This is a genomic window from Microbacterium sp., assembly GCF_031179285.1.
GTDB lineage: Bacteria > Actinomycetota > Actinomycetes > Actinomycetales > Microbacteriaceae > Microbacterium.
Genome location: NZ_JAPSHY010000006.1, coordinates 53,176 through 72,838, shown reverse-complemented (window position 1 = coordinate 72,838; position 19,663 = coordinate 53,176). Strand labels below are relative to the sequence as shown.

14 protein-coding genes are annotated in these 19,663 nt (G+C 69.1%); all 14 read left to right on the top strand.

The window, feature by feature from the left end:
- Positions 1 to 3 precede the first annotated feature (3 nt).
- The 14 genes from RIN18_RS05640 (at position 4) to RIN18_RS05575 (ending at position 19,649) form a co-directional block, all read left to right on the top strand.
- On the top strand, positions 4 to 975 hold the full coding sequence (locus RIN18_RS05640; protein WP_309102976.1) for a MoxR family ATPase: 972 nt from the start codon (positions 4 to 6) through the stop codon (positions 973 to 975).
- A complete protein-coding gene (locus RIN18_RS05635; protein ID WP_309102975.1) occupies positions 975 to 2,240 on the top strand; it encodes a DUF58 domain-containing protein in 1,266 nt (421 codons plus the stop codon). Before RIN18_RS05640 ends, RIN18_RS05635 begins: the two co-directional genes overlap by 1 nt.
- Positions 2,237 to 4,624 carry a transglutaminase-like domain-containing protein gene (locus tag RIN18_RS05630; protein WP_309102974.1) on the top strand — a complete coding sequence of 796 codons (2,388 nt, stop codon included), beginning with the start codon at positions 2,237 to 2,239 and terminating at the stop codon, positions 4,622 to 4,624. Before RIN18_RS05635 ends, RIN18_RS05630 begins: the two co-directional genes overlap by 4 nt.
- The gene (locus tag RIN18_RS05625; RefSeq protein WP_309102973.1) at positions 4,621 to 5,925 is read left to right on the top strand and encodes an RDD family protein; all 1,305 of its coding nucleotides are present in this window, start codon (positions 4,621 to 4,623) and stop codon (positions 5,923 to 5,925) included. Before RIN18_RS05630 ends, RIN18_RS05625 begins: the two co-directional genes overlap by 4 nt.
- On the top strand, positions 5,922 to 6,734 hold the full coding sequence (locus RIN18_RS05620; RefSeq protein ID WP_309102972.1) for a protein phosphatase 2C domain-containing protein: 813 nt from the start codon (positions 5,922 to 5,924) through the stop codon (positions 6,732 to 6,734). The genes RIN18_RS05625 and RIN18_RS05620 overlap by 4 nt, the downstream gene beginning before the upstream one ends.
- On the top strand, positions 6,734 to 8,257 hold the full coding sequence (locus RIN18_RS05615) for an FHA domain-containing protein (RefSeq protein WP_309102971.1): 1,524 nt from the start codon (positions 6,734 to 6,736) through the stop codon (positions 8,255 to 8,257). The genes RIN18_RS05620 and RIN18_RS05615 overlap by 1 nt, the downstream gene beginning before the upstream one ends.
- The gene (locus tag RIN18_RS05610) at positions 8,254 to 9,903 is read left to right on the top strand and encodes a serine/threonine-protein kinase (protein WP_309102970.1); all 1,650 of its coding nucleotides are present in this window, start codon (positions 8,254 to 8,256) and stop codon (positions 9,901 to 9,903) included. The genes RIN18_RS05615 and RIN18_RS05610 overlap by 4 nt, the downstream gene beginning before the upstream one ends.
- The gene (locus RIN18_RS05605; protein WP_309102969.1) at positions 9,891 to 10,625 is read left to right on the top strand and encodes a hypothetical protein; all 735 of its coding nucleotides are present in this window, start codon (positions 9,891 to 9,893) and stop codon (positions 10,623 to 10,625) included. Before RIN18_RS05610 ends, RIN18_RS05605 begins: the two co-directional genes overlap by 13 nt.
- Complete coding sequence (locus RIN18_RS05600) at positions 10,622 to 12,028, top strand: RDD family protein (protein ID WP_309102968.1); 1,407 nt, start codon at positions 10,622 to 10,624, stop codon at positions 12,026 to 12,028. The genes RIN18_RS05605 and RIN18_RS05600 overlap by 4 nt, the downstream gene beginning before the upstream one ends.
- A 43-nt stretch (positions 12,029 to 12,071) precedes the next feature.
- Positions 12,072 to 16,571 carry an FtsK/SpoIIIE domain-containing protein gene (locus tag RIN18_RS05595; protein ID WP_309102967.1) on the top strand — a complete coding sequence of 1,500 codons (4,500 nt, stop codon included), beginning with the start codon at positions 12,072 to 12,074 and terminating at the stop codon, positions 16,569 to 16,571.
- A complete protein-coding gene (locus RIN18_RS05590; protein ID WP_309102966.1) occupies positions 16,568 to 17,647 on the top strand; it encodes a hypothetical protein in 1,080 nt (359 codons plus the stop codon). The genes RIN18_RS05595 and RIN18_RS05590 overlap by 4 nt, the downstream gene beginning before the upstream one ends.
- Before the next feature lie 137 nt (positions 17,648 to 17,784).
- Positions 17,785 to 18,072, top strand: a complete 288-nt coding sequence (locus RIN18_RS05585) for a WXG100 family type VII secretion target (RefSeq protein WP_309102956.1) — start codon at positions 17,785 to 17,787, stop codon at positions 18,070 to 18,072.
- A gap of 75 nt (positions 18,073 to 18,147) precedes the next feature.
- Positions 18,148 to 18,453 carry a hypothetical protein gene (locus RIN18_RS05580; protein WP_309102965.1) on the top strand — a complete coding sequence of 102 codons (306 nt, stop codon included), beginning with the start codon at positions 18,148 to 18,150 and terminating at the stop codon, positions 18,451 to 18,453.
- Positions 18,454 to 18,473: 20 nt separating this feature from the next.
- Complete coding sequence (locus RIN18_RS05575; protein ID WP_309102964.1) at positions 18,474 to 19,649, top strand: hypothetical protein; 1,176 nt, start codon at positions 18,474 to 18,476, stop codon at positions 19,647 to 19,649.
- The last annotated feature ends 14 nt before the right edge of the window (positions 19,650 to 19,663 follow it).

Here is a 19,663-nt window from a genome sequence, read left to right as displayed (position 1 = left end):
GACATGACAATGACTCCCGAGCAGGCCGCCTGGTTCCAGGGCACCTTCCATCGTCTCGTCGACAACATCGACAAGGCGGTGCAGGGCAAGCGCGAGATCGTCGGCCTCGTGCTGGCCTCGATGCTCGCCGAGGGCCACGTGCTCCTGGAGGACGCACCGGGCACCGGCAAGACGAGTCTCGCCAAAGCACTCGCGGCGACCGTGCAGGGCACCAGCGCCCGCATTCAGTTCACGCCCGACCTGCTCCCCTCCGACGTCACCGGTGTCACGATCTACGACCAGCAGTCGCACAAGTTCGAGTTCCACAAGGGGCCGATCTTCGCCTCGATCGTGCTCGCCGATGAGATCAACCGCGCCTCGCCGAAGACGCAGTCTGCGCTGCTGGAGGTGATGGAGGAGTCGCGGGTGACCGTCGACGGCGTGACCCATGAGGCCGGCCGTCCGTTCCTCGTCATCGCCACGCAGAACCCCATCGAGCAGGCCGGTACCTACAAGCTCCCCGAAGCCCAGCTCGACCGGTTCCTGATCAAGACATCCATCGGCTACCCCGACCTCGCGATCACCGAGAGTATCCTCGCCGGCGCCTCCGACCGCAACCCGTCCGCCGGTCTCGGTGCGATCATCACGACGAGTGCCGTCGCCGACATGGCCGACCTCGGTGCATCCGTGCACGTCGAGCCCGCCGTGCTGCGGTATGTCGCTCAGCTCACCGAGGCGACCCGCAACGACTCAGCGATCCGGCTCGGCGTCTCGGTGCGCGGCGCGATCGCAATGATCCGCATCGCGAAGGTCTGGGCCGCCGCCCACGGCCGTCACTTCGTCCTCCCCGATGACATCAAGGCGCTCGCGCGTCCGGTGTGGCAGCACCGCCTGCTGCTCGACCCCGAGGCCGAGTTCGCCGGTACGACCAGCGATGTCGTCATCGCGCGCGTGCTCGACGGCGTCGCCGCTCCCCAGGCCCGAACGGCGGCCTGATGACGGCGGAGGCAATCCAGGCGGCGCCACCGGCGCGGACCGACCGCGACGCCGGATGGCGTGATATCGCGGTGGTGCTCGGTGCGCGCGCTCTGGCGCGCCTTCGCAAGATCACGGCATCCATTCGCCCGCTGGCATGGGTGCTGATGGCGATCGCCGTCGCATTCTGGCTCATCGGGCAGATCGCCGGATGGTCCGAGTTCGCGGTGGCAGCCATCGTGCTCGTCATCACCGTGGCGCTGTGTGCCCTGTTCCTCATCGGTCGCACCGCCTACGACGTCTCGCTCGATCTCGCCCGCACCCGTGTCGTCGTCGGAGAGCGCGCGGTCGGCGCTCTGACGCTCGCCAACCGGGGGACCAGGGCGATCCTGCCATCGCGCGTGGTGCTCCCCGTCGGGTCCGGGCGCGGCGAATTCGGCATTCAGCGTCTCGCGCCCGGTGAGGAGGCGGAGGAGCTCTTCGCCATCCCGACACAGAAGCGCGGCGTCGTCAAGGTCGGTCCGGTGAGCGTCGTCCGCGGCGATCCGCTCGGGCTCTTCGAGCGGGCGCATCGACGCGACGACCCAGTCGATCTCTACGTGCACCCCCGCACGGTGCTGTTCGACGGGCAGTCGCTGGGGTACCTGCGCGATCTCGAGGGGCTTCCGGCCGCCGACCTCTCGCGCGACGACGTCTCGTTCCACGCCCTCAACGAGTATCAGCCGGGCGATGACCTCCGTCACGTGCACTGGCGTTCGACGGCGCGCACCGGGGTGATGATGGTGCGGCAGTACGAGGAGACCCGCCGGTCCCACTTCGTGATCGGGCTCTCCCGCTCATCCGGCGACTACGCCTCGGCGGACGACTTCGAGCTGGCCATCTCGGCGGCGGGATCAATCGGACTCCGCGCGATCCGGGACTCGCAGCGCGTCGACATGCGCGTGCAAGGACGGGAACTGCCCGCCGGAACCGGCAAGCAACTGCTCGACTCGCTGGCCGCCGTCGAGAGCAGCAAGCCCCGGGACGGCGGCATCGCCGAACTCGCCGGAGTCCTCGCGGCGACCATGCCGCTGGCGAGCGTCGTCGTCCTCGTGTGCGGCGCGAAGGTGTCGACCGAAACACTGCGGCTCGCCTGCGCCCGGCAGCCGTTCGGTGCCAGAGTGCTCGCCGTCGTCGCCGACCGCACCGCCGCATCTCCCGCTCTTCGCCGGATCGGGGATGCCGATGTCATCACCATCGGCGCACTCGAACAGGTCCCCCTCGCTCTGCAGAAGGTGCTCGCATGACCGCACCCGCCCCCACAGCCCTTCCGCTGCGCCGCTGGATCCTCGATCTGGTCGCGACCACGCTGCTCGTCGGCGTCTCGATCGTCGGGTTCTGGCCCACGTTCGCCGGCCCGACCTACCTGCCGGCCGCGATCGGAGCGCTGCTCCTCGGTCTCGCGATCGCCGCCGTCTCGGCGTGGCGACGCTGGGGCATCCTGATCATCACCGGCCTGACGATCGCGGCGTACTTCGTCTTCGGCGGAGCGCTCGCGCTGCCACACACCACGATCGCCGGATTCATCCCGACGCTCGACACCCTGCAGCAGCTCGCACTGGGCGTCGTCACCTCGTGGAAGGGGCTGCTCACCACGATGGCCCCGGTCGCGGCTGCCGACGGGCACCTCATCGTGCCGTTCGTCCTCACCCTCGTGATCACGGTGCTGACGGCATCCCTCGCTCTGCGTCTGCCCCTGGTGGCATGGGCGCTGATCCCCGCCGGGGTCATGCTCGTCCTCGTCATCGCCCTCGGCACGCCGGAGCCGGCCGTTCCGGCCGTGCAGGGTCTGGTGTTCGCGGCCCTCACCATCGCGTGGCTCGCGCTGCGTCAGCTCTGGGCGCCGCAGAACGCGGCCATCTCGGTCAGTGAGGTCGACCCCGCCCGTGCCGCTCATATGCGGATGCGCCGGCTCATCGCCGGAGTCGCGGTGCTCGCGATCGCGGGCGGTGCCGGTGTCGCGACCAGTGCGTTCGCGACACCCACGACGCCCCGTCACATCTTCCGCGATGTGATCATTCCGCCGTTCAACATCCGCGACTATCCCAGCCCGCTTCAGGCGTTCCGCAAGCAGGTGCGCGACTACGCCGATGAGACGCTGTTCACCGTGCGTGGCCTGCCCAAGGGCACGCGCATCCGCATCGCCGCGATGGATCAGTTCGACGGCATGGTCTACAACGTCACCGACGGCGGCCCCGAGTCGTCCAGCGCTTTTTCACCGCTGCGATCGAACATGGCGTCGGATGCCGAAGGCATCCCCGTCACGCTGCAGATCGAGATCGACGAGTACAACGGTGTGTGGGTGCCGGGTGCCGGAGCGGTGTCGGCCATCCATTTCGATGGTGATCGTGCGGAGGAGCTGCAGCGCGGGACGTACTACAACGGAGCCACCGGCACCGCGGTGGCGACTCCGAGGCTGAAGTCCGGCGACTCCTACACGGTGGAGACGGTCATCCCCGCGGAGCTCAGCGACGAGCAGCTCGCCGAGGTCGACTTCGGGTCGGTTGCTCTGCCGAAGCAGAGCAACGTGCCCGAGGAGCTGACCTCTCTGGCCGCCGAGACGGTCGCCGAAGCCGAGTCGCCGATCGAGCGGGTCCGGGCGCTCGAGACCTTCCTCGCAGAGGGCGGATTCTTCAGCCACGGGCTCGAGGGCGAGGTGCTCTCGCGCGCGGGGCACACCGCCGAGCGCATCTCCACGCTCATCGGCGGCGATCAGATGATCGGCGACGACGAGCAGTACTCCGTCGCGATGGCGCTGCTCGCGCGCGAGGTCGGCATTCCCGCTCGCGTGGTCATGGGTTTCTACCCCGACGAGGAGCAGGAGGGTGCACCGCTGTTCGAGGCGAACGGCGACACCGTGCACGCGTGGGTCGAGATCAACTTCGAGGGGGTCGGCTGGGTCACGTTCAACCCGACTCCGCCCGAGGACAAGGTTCCGAACGATCAGAACACCAAGCCGAAGGTCGATCCGAAACCTCAGGTGCTGCAGCCGCCGCCCCCGCCGCAGGAGCCGGTCGACCTGCCGCCGACCCTGCCGGACGACCGCGAGTCCGAGGACGAGAGCCTCAACATCGCCGGAATCATCGGCGCGATCCTCCTCATCGGAGGCATCTCTCTCGGCATCATCGCGCTGCTGATGTCGCCGTTCATCGTGATCGGGGCATGGAAGGCGGCGAAGCGCCGCTCGCGCCGCGCAGCGGCCCGCACCGCCGACCGCATCAGCGGCGGCTGGGACGAGCTCACCGACCGCGCCGTCGACTACGGGGCGCGGCTCGCTCCCGGCGGCACCCGCGTCGAGGAGGCCGTCGCCGTCGAAAGCTCGCTCGCGATCCCGGCCGTCACCGCACTCGCCCAGCGCGCCGACGCCGAGGTCTTCGGACCCCGCGAGCCGACGCCCGAAGACGTCGAGGCGTTCTGGAGCGAGGTCGACGAGATCGTCGGCGGGCTCGGCAGCGAGGCAGGATTCTGGAAGCGCATCAAGGCGCGCCTGAGCCTGCGATCGCTGATGGGCGACACCGCCGTCTCGCAGCAGCTGCAGGGACTCAAGGACGCCGCCGCCGCGCGGGTTCGCCGTGAACCTGGCACCATCAAGAGCAGCACTTCCCCGTCGTCCGAGAGTGAGACCCCATGACACAGCCTGCGTTCGGACAGGTCGCACCCGTCTCGCGACGGGCGGTGGCCTACCTCATCGACGCGCTGATCGCCGGGGGACTGGGAATCGTCCTCGGCGGCGGGCTCCTGCTTGCCGCGTCGCTGGCCGGCTCGGTCGAGGGGATGTTCGGGACCCTGGTGGTCGGCGGACCGATCGTCAGCCTGATCCTCATCGGGTGGTTCTTCGTCTACACGATGATGCAGTCGAAGAACGGGTCGATCGGCATGCGGGCGCAGGGGCTGCGGCTCCAGTCTGCCGTCGACGGAGGGCCGCTTGGATTCGGGCGGACGCTGCTGCGCAACATCATCTTCGGCCTCGCCGCCTCGATCGTCGTCGGCTACTTCACGCCGCTGTTCGACGGCTCCGGACGGTTCCAGGGCTGGCATGACAAGGTCGCCAAGTCGCTGATGGTGGATGCGCGGACGGCGGGCGAGGCACGGACCGATGCCCCGCCGCCGCACGCGCAGGCCCCGACGACGCCTCCGTCCCATCCGGCGCCGATCCCCGGCATCCCGGCACCGGCATCGTCGGGCGGGGCTCCGACCTTCGCACCACCGGCCGCCCCCAGGGTGTCGCCGCCGCCTGCGCCCGTCGGCGCTCCGGTCGCGGGTGCCGCCCCGCAGAGCGCCCCCACCGCAGCACCGAGGCCCGTCGTTCCGGCTGCGCCGATCGCCGACGCAGGGTCGCTCATCGCGTATGTTCCCGGCGTGACGCAGGACGCGCCGCCCCCGCGGGCGGAGCCGGTTCCCGCGGCGCCCTCCGTTCCCGCCGTGATTCCGCAGACGCCCCCGGTGGCACCGCCGTCGCCGTTCTCCGCTGCGGCCGCTCCTCCGGCGCCGGCAGAAGCAACGCCGGCAGCAGCGACGCTCGCCGCGCCCGCGCCCGCCGCACCTCTCTCCCCGACAGCGATGGACCCGGACGACGCCGAACTCGAGGACACGCGGATCAGCATTCCCGGGCATCGCCTGGTGTTCACCTGGGACGACGGCACCAGGGTGTCGGTCTCGCGCCGCACCATCTTCGGACGCAACCCTGCGCCCGAAGAGGGGGCGACCGTGGTTCCGGTGCGCGATGAGACGCTCTCGCTGTCGAAGACGCACTTCGAGGCCGCGGCCGAGACGTCCGGCGGCTGGGTCCTGGATCGCCATTCGACGAACGGCATGACCATCGTGCGCGAGGGGCAGCGGATCGCCTGTCCTCCGGGACAGCGTGTGCCGGTCCGGCTCGGTGACGCCATCGAGATCGGCGACCGCATCGTCACCGTCGGCGGGTACGCGTGAGCGCCGCGTTGACCGTGACGACCGGGTCGGCCACGCACCCGGGACTCCGTCGCGCGCTCAATGAAGACGCGCATCTCGCCAGCACCCCGGTGTTCCTGGTGGCAGACGGCATGGGTGGGCACGAGGCGGGGGAGCGCGCCAGCGCCACCGTGATCGCCGAGTTCTCGCGGTACATCGGTCGCAGCGCCCTCGCTCTCGACGACGTCCGCCTGGCGCTGGGGCGTTCGAGGGCCGGCGTCGAGGAGCTCTCGAGCGCGGGCAACGGCCGCGCAGGCACGACCCTCAGCGGGGTCGTCATCGCCACCGTCGACGGCATCGGGTACTGGCTGGCCCTCAACATCGGCGATTCGCGCACGTACCGCCTGGCCGACGGCGATCTCGAGCAGATCACCGTCGACCATTCCGTGGTTCAGGAACTCATCGAAGCAGGCGAGCTCAGCGCCGAGGATGCCGTCACCGACCGACGTCGCAACATCATCACGCGGGCCATCGGTGCGAGCAGCACGGGCGAGGCCGACTACTGGCTCTTCCCGGCCGAACTCGGCGACCGTATGATGATCTGCTCCGATGGGTTGACCTCCGAGGTTCCGGATGCCCGCATCCGCGAGGTTCTGCAGACGACGCCCGATCCGCAGGCCGCCGCCGACATCCTCGTGGAGGAAGCGGTGCTTTCGGGAGGTCGCGACAACATCACCGTGGTGATCGTGGATGCCGTCTCGGTCGCCACTCGGCCGGGCACGCCCATCGAGACCGACGACATCGACATGGACACGCGTCCGCGTGAGACCGCAGCAGGAGGGGTTCGCTGATGCAGACGATCTACCGACCGGGACAGTGGTACCTGCTCGTCATGCCCGGCGCCCTCGTGGCGCTGCCGCCGGACGTGCCCGGCGACATCATCTCCGGTCTCTGGGACCGTCTCCCCCCTGCCAAGACCCTCGCCACCGTCGTCGACGTCCTGACATCGCACGCCGGAGGCTCGTTCACGGCGCTGCCGCCCTTCGCCGCCGCGGTCGCCGAGGGGTCGGACCTCCGGATCGCCCTGCGCGGACGCGTCGTCGCCCGCGTCAGCAACGCGTCCGATGAGATCGAGCTCACGGGAGCTGAGGTCACCACCTGGAGCGAGCGGTTCATCGCCGGCGCCCGCCGAGTGGAGATCACCGTCGAAGACGCGGGGTCCGGGTCGGTCCTTCCCGTCCACACGGGGCTCGTCCTCGCCGCAGCCGTGAGCGCAGATCTCGAGCCCGCCGACGCCGAGCAGCTCTCCGGAGCGCTCGGCCCGGTGCCGGTCGTGGTCTCAGCGTCGATGGGCGTCTCTGCCGCGGCCCTCGCGGGCGCTCCGGCTCCACTGCTCGCCCACTTCCCCGTTCCCGGAATCGTCGCGCCGCGCGAGCCGTCGCCTGCGGCGTCCGCAGCTGCAGGGACGCCGGATGCCGCAGGCAGCGGCGCGCTTGCTGGATCGGCCGTTCCCGCGGACGCGGATGAGGCGGAGCCGACGCCAGCGGAAACGGGATCGAGTCCCGAGGCGGATGCTACGGCGGACGCAGCGGAGATCGTCGAGGCGCCGGAGCCGGCCGGGGACTCGTCGGATCCCGTGATCGAGGATGTGCCGGACGGTGCGGACGTCGAGGATGCGCCCGAGGCCGAAGAAGACGAGGCGGAGGAGACCGAGAACGGCGAAGCCGACCCGTTCGCGGAACTGGGGCTGACGCCCGTCGAGCCGCCGGCGGATGCGGCGACGCTGCTGCCGAACGAGGTCACCCTCGCGCCGACACCCGACGACGACTTCGACCAGCTGTGGGGCGCGACCGTGCACTCCGTGTCGTCGATCTCGGACCGGCCCGGCGCGCTCGCATCCGAGCCGGAAGGCACAGGCGATCATGACGGTGCCACCATCTCGGCGGCAGAACTGCGTGCGCTCCGCCAGCAGCCGCCGGCGGTGGCCGATGACGTGGCCACCGCCGTGCTCCCCGTCGCAGGGGTGCCCGCGGGAAGCGGGCGGATCCGCGTCTCGACGGGACAGGTGGTCGCACTCGACCGCACGGTCATCATCGGTCGCCGTCCCCGTTCGACGCGCGCGAGTGGCGACAGCCTGCCGCATCTGATCGCCGTGGAGAGTCCCCAGCAGGACATCTCTCGCAGCCACCTCGAGATCCGTCCGGAGGGCGACACGGTCGTCGTCATCGATCTCCACACCACGAACGGGTCGACGCTCCTGCGGCCGGGGGCCGACCCGATGCGCCTTCACCCCGGCGAGCAGACGCTCGTGCTCTCGGGAGATGTGGTGGATCTCGGCGACGGCGTCACCGTCGCCTTCGAGGAACTGCCGTGAGTCGTCGCCCGTCACCGCCGCCGGACCTGCCCGGCTTCACCTATCTCGAGCCGCTCGGCACCGGTGGCTTCGCCGATGTGTTCCTGTACGAGCAGCAGATGCCGCGTCGCCGCGTCGCAGTGAAGGTGCTGCTCGCCGACCGCATCTCCAGCGGGGCGGCACGCGAGTTCGCCGACGAGGCGAATGTGATGGCGATGCTGTCGACGCACCCGGCGATCGTCACGATCTACCAGGCGGGAGTCGCCGGAGACGGTCGCCCGTACCTGGTGATGGAGTACTGCCCGCGTCCCAACCTGCAGCTCCGGGCCCGCAAGGAGCCCTTCTCCGTGGCCGAGGCGCTGCGGGTCGGCATCCAGGTCTCGGGCGCGGTGGAGACCGCCCACCGAGCGGGCGTCCTGCACCGCGACATCAAGCCCGCGAACATCCTCGTCACCGAGTACAACCGCCCGGCGCTGACGGACTTCGGCATCGCCTCGACCGCCGGCGCCACGGGTGAGGCCTCGGGGATGTCGATCCCGTGGTCACCCCCGGAATCCTTCGCCCAGCCTCCGCTGAGCGGACCGCGCACCGACGTGTGGGCACTCGGCGCGACCCTCTACACGCTTCTCGCGGGTCGCTCGCCGTTCGAGCGTCCGGGGGAGCGCAACTCCAGCGCCGACCTCATCGAGCGCATCGAACGCGGGGCGCTGCCTCAGCTCGGTCGTCCCGACTCTCCGGCGAGCCTCCAGCTGCTGCTCGAGCGCGCGATGGCCAAGAACCCGGACAGCCGCTTCCCGAGCGCCGTCGCATTCGGTCGCGCCCTGCAGAAGGTTCAGATCGAGCTCTCGCACTCGGTGACGCCCATCGACATCGTCGATGACCATCCCCCCGCGGAAGACCTGGAGGACGACGGCGACGGGCTCACACGCGTGCGCGAGATCGTCAGCATCGATCCCGATGTCGCCGCCTTCACGCGTCCCTCCGCGGCCACGCAGCCCAAAAGCCCGGCGTTCGTCCCGGCCGACATGCCCCGCTTCGATTCCCCCACGCTCGTCGGTTCCGACATCGACGAGAGCACCCAGCTCCGACCCCCTGCGGCGGCGCCGGTTCCGCCGAGCGCCGACGAGCGCACGATTCTCCGAGCGCCGATGGTCGTCGCTCCCGACGCAGCGCCGGCAGCGGCATCCGCCTCTCCGTCTTTCGCGCCGGCCGAGCCCATCGCCCCGCCGGTCGCGGATCGACCCGCCCACGCCCGACCCAGAAGCCGCCGCGGGCTGTGGATCGGGCTGGTGGCCGCAGGCATCGTCCTCGTCGTCGGCGGGATCATCGGACTGAATGCGCTGGTGTCCGGACTCACCCCCGAGCCGATCGCGACCGACGAACCCGTCGATCCGCAGGACGTGCTCTCGGACGCGGTTCCCAAGGTCGCCGACCTCGCGGGCGTGCGACAGGGCGATCAGGTCACCTTCACGTGGACGAACCCCGACCCGCTGGAGGGCGACCTGTTCATCTGGTCGCAGGTGGTCGTCTCGGGCGAGGTCGATCCGCAGCAGACCGCCGAGCCGACAGCGCAGCTCACCGCAGGCGCCGGTACCGTCTGCATCGACGTGATCCTGCGCCGAGAAGACGGCCGTGCCGCTGATCCCGTGCGAGGATGCGTCGAATGAGCACCACTGCAGGAGTGACCGTCGAGTTCGCCGGCGAATACTTCCCCGTCGACGCCGGTGGGCGCTTCATCGTCGGCAGGGAGGGAGATCTCGAGCTCGACGAGAACCTCTTCCTGCACCGGCACTTCCTCGAGATCAGCGACGGCGAAGGACTCTGGTGGCTCGCCAACATCGGCACGCGCATCACGGCGACCGTGACGGATTCGGCCGGCGGCGTGCAGGCGTGGCTCGCGCCCGGTGCGCGGCTGCCCCTCGTGTTCGAGACGACGACCGTCGTGTTCAGCGCCGGCCCGACCACCTACGAGCTCACCCTGCACGCGGCGGAGCCGGCGTTCCGCGCGACCAAGCGCGAGCACGATGACGGTGGCGCGTCGACCATCGGCGACGTGCCGCTCACCCTCAGCCAGAAGCTGTTGATCCTCGCCCTCGCCGAACCCCAGTTGCGCAGGGACGGCACGGGGATGAGTGAGATCCCGACGTCGGCCAAGGCGGCGGAGCGGCTGGGATGGACGGTCACGCGATTCAACCGCAAGCTCGACAACGTCTGCGACAAGTTCGATCGCGTCGGAGTCCCCGGCATGCGCGGCGGCCAGCGCAGCTTCGCCACCAATCGTCGCGCGCGCCTGGTCGAGCACGTCATCGCGTCGCGGCTGGTGAGCCGCGAAGACCTCGCCCTGCTCGACGCACCGCGCCCCGATGAAGGCGAAGGGGAGCAGGAGTGATCTGGGAGATCGACGATCACGCTCCCGTGATCGAGGGACTCGACGCGCACGGACGGCCCGACCCCGCGTATGCTGCCTCGCTCGGCCTGCTGCCGGCGCGGGTCGGCTCGCGTGTGCTCGCGGCCCTCCTGGAATGGCTCGTCGCCGCGCTCATCGCGCTGCCGGCGATCCTCGTGCTCACGCCGGTGCTCGTCGACGCGATCAGTGGGCGATTCGACGCCGAACAGTTCTTCGGGCGCGACGACCTCGTCTGGGTCATCGTCGCCGTCGCGATCTCGCAGGGGCTGATGATCGCGTACATCCTCGTGCAGCTCATCCTCCACGGCCGAAAGGGTGTCACCCTCGGAAAGGCGATCTGCGGCATCCGCTCGGTGAACGTCCGGACCCTCGAGCGCCCCGGCTTCTGGCGCGGAGCTGTCGTGCGCTATCTCGTCGCGTATGCCTCGCTCATCATCCCGCTGGTCGGTCCGCTGCTCGTCGTCGCTCTCTCACCGCTGTTCGACATCGAGCGCCGGCGTCGCGGATGGCTGGATCTCGCAGCGGCGACCTGGTTCGTCGACATCCGGCGCGGACTGAACCCGTACGACCAGAAGCGGATGCGCATCGCGCGCAAGCGCGTGAAGACCCCGGAGCACGAGGAGAAGGCGCCGTTGCCGTCGCTGGCGACTCCGGTCGACCGCGACGCACCCGCGGAATACGTCCCCAGCGCCCGGCTCTCGGGCGGAGTCATCGGGGCGCATCGGTCCTCGAGTACACCGGGGGCGCCTGCGGTCGATGCGCCGGCCGCAGCATCGATGGTGTCGGCGGTTCCGCCGTCGCTCGCGACCGCGGCGCAGAGCGCATCGGCGGTGCAGGCGGCCGCGCACGCGCTCGCGCCGGCATCCGTATCGCCGTCGGTGCAGGCTGCCGCACCAGCGACGTTCGCACCGCCAGCTCCGGAGCAGGCGGCACGAGTGCCACCGGTGCCGGCGCAAGCGGCACCGGTGCCACCGGTGCGGAAGGAGAGCGCTGCGGCGTCTCCGCCGGCGGTGGAAGCACGGCCCGCTGCCTCGGCAGCCGAGGCGGGCGGTTCGGGCGTGCGCGCGGTGCTCGTGCTCGACAACGGCGACCGCATCGAGGTCAGGGGAACCACACTCTTCGGCCGATCGCCGAGCGCGGCGGCCGGCGAAGGGGGAGCGGACCTCGTTCGCGTCTTCGACGACACCCGTTCGGTGTCGAAGACGCACATCGCGATCATGCCGGCACGACGCGGGGTGTTCGTGGTCGACCGCGCGTCGACAAATGGCAGCGCCATCGTCAGGAGAGGCTCGGAGACGGCGCTGGTCGCCGGGCATCCCGCCGAGCTGCAGCGCGGCGACGTCGTCCGCTTCGGAGACCGCACGCTGCAGGTGGAATGGCTATGAGAGAGTTTCGTGAGATCGGCGCCCGGCGCCAGGAGGTCCGCCGATGAGAGTCAAACTGACACTGCGTCGTCCCGCAGCGCCCCTGACCGACATCGTCGTGATGGCCGACTCCACGGCGACGGTCGCTGACGTCGCGCGCCAGATCGCGGTGACCGATCCGCTGCGAAGCATCGCCGCCGGTCCCGCTGATGTGCTCACTCTCTCGGTCGCTCCTCCCACGAGCGACACGCCTGCGATGCTGACACCCGATCTGCTCATCGGCGATGCGCCGATCGGATCCGGCTTCCTCGCCGAGGTCGTCAACGTCGGTCCGAACCGTGCCGCCGTCGGGAGCGTCGGCGCACGTCCCGCCGCACTGCTCAGCGTCGTCGCCGGCCCTGCCGCCGGCCAGGAGTTCCCACTTCCGATCGGTCATTTCATGATCGGGCGGGATGCCGCGAACGACGTCTCCATCGCCGACCCGCTGGTGTCCAAGCGGCACGCCAGGATCGAGGTCGCCGCGACATTCGTCGAGCTCGTCGACCTGAACTCCGCGAACGGCATCCTCGTCGACGGCGGCCTCGTGCAGCGCCTGCGCGTCATCCCCGGTCAGCGGTTCACGCTCGGCGACTGCGAGTTCGTCGTGCACATGGTGAGCGACTTCGACGGCTCGGCGGCCGGTGACCCGGTGCTGGAGCGCGGCGGTGCGCTGATGTTCAACCGCAGCCCGCGGGTCGAGGAGCGTTACAAGGGCGAGGATCTCGACGAGCCCCGGTATCCGCGCGATCAGGTGCAGCGACTGTTCCCGTGGCCGATGCTGGTCGCACCGATCCTGCTCGCGGTGACGATGTGGGCGGCCACGGGCCGCATGCTCTCGCTGCTGATGGCTGCGGCGTCGCCGATGATGATGTTCGGAAACTTCATCTCGCAGAAGACGAATCTCGGTCAGCGCCTGCGCAAGGAGGTCGAGAAGTTCGAGGAGCAGTTCGAGCGCCTCGAGGAGAAGCTCTACCACGCGCATCCCCGAGAGCGGGAAGTCCGCCACAACGAGGTGCCGGCCGTCGCCGTGGTCTTCGACGAGGCGATGCGGCTCGGACCTCTGCTGTGGACCCGGCGCCCCGAGCACTGGAACTTCCTCGCTGTGCGACTCGGGGTCTGCGAAGACGAATCCCGCACGCGGATCAAGCGCACCGAGACGCCGGAGGCTCTCGTCGAGTACGTCGAGCGCATCGACCGCCTCGAAGAGCGCTACAAGATGATCGCCGATGTGCCGATCCTGGAGTCGCTGCAGAGCGTCGGATCGATCGGTGTCGCAGGTCCCACGTCGCTCGCGAGTGATGCCCTGCGCGGCATCGCCGTCCAGCTGTTCGGCATGCACTCCTCGAACGAGCTCGTCACGGTCGCCCTCACCGAGCCGGGCTGGGCCAACGAGCTCGACTGGCTCAAGTGGCTCCCTCACACCTCCAGCGAGCGGAACCCGTTCAAGGATGTGGCGCTGGCCGATTCCGCCTCGACGGGAAACGCCCTGCTCAGCGGTCTCGAGGAGATCGTCCTGCGACGCTCGCGCGAGGCCAAGTCGCAGCGACCGCCCTACGGTGACGACTGGGATCCGATGCTGTACGGCACGGACGTGAAGCGCGCAGCCGAAGAGGCGACCTTCCCCGGGCAGACCGCGATCCTCGTGATCGTGACGAACGACGCACCCGTCGACCGTGCCCGCCTCACCCAGATCCTCGAGCGCGGGGCCGACGTCGGCGTTTACGGGCTCTTCGTCGCTCCGGTCGTCGAGGCGCTGCCCGCGGCCTGCCGCACCTTCGTCGATGTCAGTGCCGGTCTCGATCATGCCACGGTCGGCACGGTGCGAAGCGGTGTCGCGTATCACGATGTCGAGGTCGAGGGCGTCTCGCATGCCTACATGACGATGTTCGCCAAGCGGCTGGCGCCCGTGGTCGATTCGAGCACGGTCGTGGAGGATGCCTCAGACATCCCGAACTCGGTCATGTTCCTGTCGCTGGTCGGCGCCGACATCGCCGCCGATCCGAACGCGGTCATCGACCGATGGCGGCAGAACAACACCATCCTCGACCGCTCGGGGGCTCCGCAGTCCCGCCTCAAGAAGGCGGGAAACCTCCGCGCCATCATCGGGCAGTCGCAGACGGATGCCATGACGCTCGATCTTCGGACTCAGGGCCCGCACGCGCTGGTCGGCGGTACCACCGGTGCCGGAAAGAGCGAGTTCCTTCAGGCGTGGGTGCTCGGCATGGCAGCCGCCCACAGCCCTGACCGCGTGACGTTCCTCTTCGTGGACTACAAGGGCGGCTCGGCGTTCGCCGATTGCGTCGACCTGCCGCACACGGTCGGTCTGGTCACCGACCTCAGCCCGCACCTGGTGCGGCGGGCGCTGACGAGCCTTCGAGCCGAGCTGCACCACCGCGAGCATCTGTTCAACCGCAAGAAGGCCAAGGACCTCCTCGAACTCGAGAAGCGACGCGACCCGGAGACGCCTCCCGCTCTCGTGCTCGTGATCGACGAGTTCGCCGCGCTCGCCGGTGAGGTTCCGGAGTTCGTCGACGGAGTCGTCGACATCGCTCAGCGAGGACGCTCCCTCGGCATCCACCTGATCATGGCGACCCAGCGACCCGCCGGCGTCATCAAGGACAACCTGCGGGCGAACACGAACCTGCGTGTGGCACTGCGGATGGCCGACGAGTCCGACTCGAAGGACGTCGTCGACGATCCGGTGGCGGCGAGCTTCCCGCCGTCGATCCCGGGCCGCGGGATCGCCAAGACCGGTCCGGGACGGCTGGTCCCCTTCCAGTCGGCGTACGCCGGTGGCTGGACGACCGACGAGGCGCAGGTCGCCGAGGTCAAGGTCGCCGAACTCCGTTTCGGCTCGATCCAGACCTGGGAGGCGGAGCAGGCGCCGGAGTCGGACTCACACGACGAGGATCTGGGTCCCAATGACCAGAAGCGCATCGTCGCGAACCTGGTCAAGGCCGCCGCGCAGGCGAGGATCCCTGCCCCCCGCCGGCCATGGCTCGATGATCTCGAGCGCGCGGTCGACATCAGGGACCTGCCTGTGCTCGGCGACGGGAAGGTGCTCCTCGGCAAGATGGACGTGCCGCAGCGCCAGCTGCAGGAGCCGGCGTACTTCCACCCCGACAAAGACGGCTCGCTGCTCGTCTACGGCACCAGCGGCTCGGGCAAGTCCACCGTGCTTCGCACCATCGCCATCGCATCCGGCTTCGATCCCGAGTTGTCGAACGCCGAGGTGTACGGACTCGATTTCGGCTCGGGGTCGCTGAAGAGCCTCGAGGTGCTGCCGCACGTCGGCTCGATCATCGCGGGCGACGATGCCGAGCGTGTCCAGCGCATCCTGCGCTCGCTCGCTCGGGTGCTCGATGACCGAGGCAAGCGCTTCACGGCGGCGAATGCGGCGAGCCTCAGCGAGTACCGCGAGATCACCGGCAAACCGGAATCGCGCATCCTGCTGCTGATCGACGGGTTCCCGCAGTTCCGCAGCGAATGGGAGTCCACGACCGCGCGGATGTCGTTCTACCAGACGTTCATGCGGATCCTCGGCGAGGGCCGACCGCTCGGCGTCCACGTCATCGCGAGCGCCGACCGCTCCGGGTCCGTCCCGACGGCGGTCAGCGCGAACGTCTCCCGCCGGGTGGTGCTGCGGCTCGCAGACGAGTCCAGTTATGCGATGCTCAACGCTCCCAAGGATGTGCTCGACGAGCGCTCAGCGCCGGGGCGCGCCATCGTCGACGGTCTCGAGACGCAGATCGCGACGCTCGGCGGCACACCCAACGTGGCCGAGCAGACGAAGCTGCTCGACCGGCTCGCCGCCGACCTTCGAGCCGCAGGAGTGCGCGAGGTCGCCGAGATCGGCGCGCTGCCGACACGTCTGTCGGCGCAGGACATGCCCGACCGGATCGGGGAGTTCCCGGTGCTCGGCGTCGCCGAGGACACGCTGGCGCCGCGCGAGTTCGACCCCGTCGGCACGTTCGTCGTCGCGGGACCACCGCTGTCGGGCAAGACGAACACCCTCAAGGCGCTGATCGGATCGATGCGCCGCTTCGACCCCGAGGTGAAGCTGTTCCACTTCGGCGGCCGTCGGGCGCAGCTGAAGGAGTACGCCGACTGGACGCGCAGTGCGGTCACGCCGGAGGACGCGAAGGAGCTCGCCAAGGAGATCGCCGAGATCGCCGTGGACGAGACGATGCCGGTGCGGATGCTGATCGTGGTCGAAGACGTGCCGCAGTTCGCGGACGGGCCGGCGGAGCGAGAGATGAAGGCCATGTTCCAAGCGATCAACCGCAGCGATCATCTGCTCATCGGCGACGCGGACGTCACGCAGGTCACGAGCGGCTTCGGCTTCATCGGCGACTTCAAGGCGGGACGCAAGGGCATCATCCTCAAGCCCGACGCCTTCGACGGTGACGCCGTGTTCAAGGTGCCTTTCCCCAAGGTCAAGCGCACCGACTTCCCCGACGGGCGCGGCATCTTCGTGCAGGCCGGCCGTCAGGTCACCGTTCAGATTCCGCTGGTGCAGTCATGAGGCCGCAGGTCTTCGACGTCTCCGTGCTGCGAGCACCCGTCGATCCCGCGGTCGCGAAGCACGCGAGCCATGAACGCGTCGTGAAAGAAGGCCGGGGTGTCGGTGTCGCAGCGGGGTCGGCCTGGGCGATCATCCAGTCCCTCGTTCTCGTCGTCGGCGCCGGCCTGCTGGCGGGCCTGTGCGTCGTCGCCGTGCAGTACATGTTCGGAGCCGACGGCGCCGACGGCACGACCGTGATCCTCGCGGCGCTCATGGTGACACCGCTCGCTGTCGCACGAGTGCGCTCTCATATCAGCGGACCGCGCGAGCAGCAGGCGGAGGAGTATCGGCTCACGAGCTTCGCCGCGGCGAACGGTCTGTCCTACTCGACCGGACAGCTCGACCCGGTTCGGCCGGCCACGGTGTTCGGCCAGGGCACGTCACGCGTGGTGACCGATGTGCTGACGGGAACGTCCCCGCGCGCCTTCGAATTCGGCAACTACTCCTACGACATCTGGTCGGCGAAGACCCGTCTTCCACAGCGGGTCTCGTACGCTGCGCTCGAGTTGCGTTCGCCATTGCCGTCGATGACGTTGAAGAGCAGATCGCGAGAGCATCCCACGGGCACGTGGGAGCCGGCGCCCGCGCTGAAGCGGCTCAGCGTCGATGCGGAGTTCGACGCGCGCTTCGACGTGTACTGCGCGTCGGAGGTCACCGAGGCCGTGCGCGAGGTGCTCACCGGTCCGGGACGCGATGCGCTTCTCGCCGTCGGCGCGTACGCCGACGTCGAGATCGTCGACGGACGCCTCTACGTCGTCGCGGGCCGGCACCTGCGCTTGTCCGATCCCGGCTTCTGGGAGTGGGCCGAAGATCTGCTCGCCCTGGCGGACGCGCTGGATGGGCCGGCTGCGCCCGCCGGGCACGGCACCGACGCCTCGGTGCCGGATGCGGGGACGGCGGATGCCGGCCGCGGCGCGCGTCGAACGGAACTCTTCGCGCCCCCGAAGGTCGGGCGTCCGGTCGCGATCGGTTGTCTGCTGCCATTGCTGATCGGTCTGGCTGCTGCGGCGGTGATCACGATGATCGGCCTCGGATGAGGCGCGATGAGAAGGATGTGGCCGCGCCGCCGCGTTGATGGGGAGTTGTCCCCATCGACGTGCCAGCGGCGACATTGCTAGGTTTTACGTGGCGGGCCGGGGTGGTCCGGTTCAATCGACTTTCGCAGGGAGTGATGATGGCTGATTTCGGTGCATCTTATTCGGAGATGGAGCAGGTGGCGTCGTCGCTGTCGCAGGCTCGTGATGACATTCAGGGGCAGCTCGACACGCTGAAGGGTCAGGTCGACACTCTTCTGGGTGAGGACTTCAAGACGCAGCACGCGTCGGGCAAGTTCGGTGAGGGTTATGGGGAGCTCACCACGGGTCTGAAGACGGCGGTGGACGGTATCAACGACATGTCCGAGTCGCTGCTGGGCATGATGCGTGCGATCCAGGACCTGGATCAGCAGCTCGCCGGCGGCTGAACCACCCGCACGACTCACAGGGGACCGGCTGCAGAGCCGGTCCCCTTCATCTGATCTTTCGACGAGGGACTGACCATGGGTGACGGCGTCAAGCTGAAATACGGCGATCTCGAGCCGCTGCAGACGGAACTGAAGAACATCATCGACGAGTTCGAGCATGCCGGCTCGCGCAGCAATGACCTGGAGCGGGCGGTGGGCTCGCCCTATGGCGAGAGCGCGCTTCGGGATGCGGCCGCGGACTTCGAGGGCCGGTGGGATGACCGGCGGAAGAAGCTGATGGACAACTGCAAGAAGGTCGAAGAGCACGTCGCCGCGGTGATCAAGGGGTTCCAGGACTTCGACCGTGACGCTGCATCCAAGTCCGAGAACAGCGGAGGCTGACCGTGTACGAGCACATGCCGATGACCACGCCGTCGGGCAAGCACCCGATCGGACCCCTCTCGGGCGACGTCAGTGACATTCGCGACCGAGGCAATTCACTGCAGAGCCTCGCTGATGCGATGGACAAATCGGCGACCCTGCTGAAGAACCTCGTCGACAACGGCGCCGACATGGAGGGCAAGGCAGTCGAGAAGCTCGCTGACGTGTCGAAGGAGATGCACGCCGAGCTCAAGAAGGCCGCAGAACTGTACGACGCGGTCGCCCCTCACATCGTGAAGTACGCATCCGAGCTCGAGGACTCCAAGACGGCGATCGATCCGATCCTCGACGACCTCGTCGAGCTCTGGGCGACTTACCAGCAGAAGCAGCAGGACGCCTTCGAGGCCAGTTCCCAGAGCCCGCAGTACCCCACCGGGGACGACGCCGACGACGACACGTTGCGCAAGGCGGCAGAGGACGAGCAGAAGGAAGCGGCGGACGGCGCTGCCAACGCGGCCTCGAGCGCGCGCGGTGACTGGGAAAGGCGCGCAGGGGACTACGACCGCGAATGGAACAGCTGGCACACGGCGTTCACCAGCGCCGCTTCCGGAATCCGCGAAGACACCTCCGGCATGATCGAGGACAGCTGGGACGACAACCTCGGCGGGGCCCTGCAGTTCTTGTCGGACGTCCTCGCCATCGCCGGGATCGTCCTCGCTATCCTCGCCGTCATCATCGGTGGCCCCATCATCGCCGCCCTGGCCGCCATCGTCGCGATCGCCACTCTCGTAGTGGCCATCGCTCGGCTGGCACGCGGAGAGGGCTCCGTCATCGACGTGGTCTTCGGTGTGATCGGGGTCATCCCGCTGATCGGGCCCGCCATCAAGTTCGCGCGCGGACCGCTGGCGATGATAAAAGGGGCGAAGTTCGGAGATGATGTCGCACGCTTCGGGGGTGTCTTCTCGGGCCGGAACCCGATCAGCTCGCTCAGCCAGTTGCGCGGTGCGAACTTCGGCGAGGTGTTCGCAGACGCCACCGCGCGCTTCTTCACCGGAAAGGGCTCCAGTCATTTCGGAGTGCAGATGTCGGGCGCGGAGACCCTCGAGATGATGGGGAACATCACCGCCTCGCATTTCCAGATCGCCGGTGGCATCAAGGACAGCGCGGGCGGCGCATGGTCGGGGACGTTCGATCCCGACCAGAACCCGTTCTCCTGATGAGCCGTCGCCGA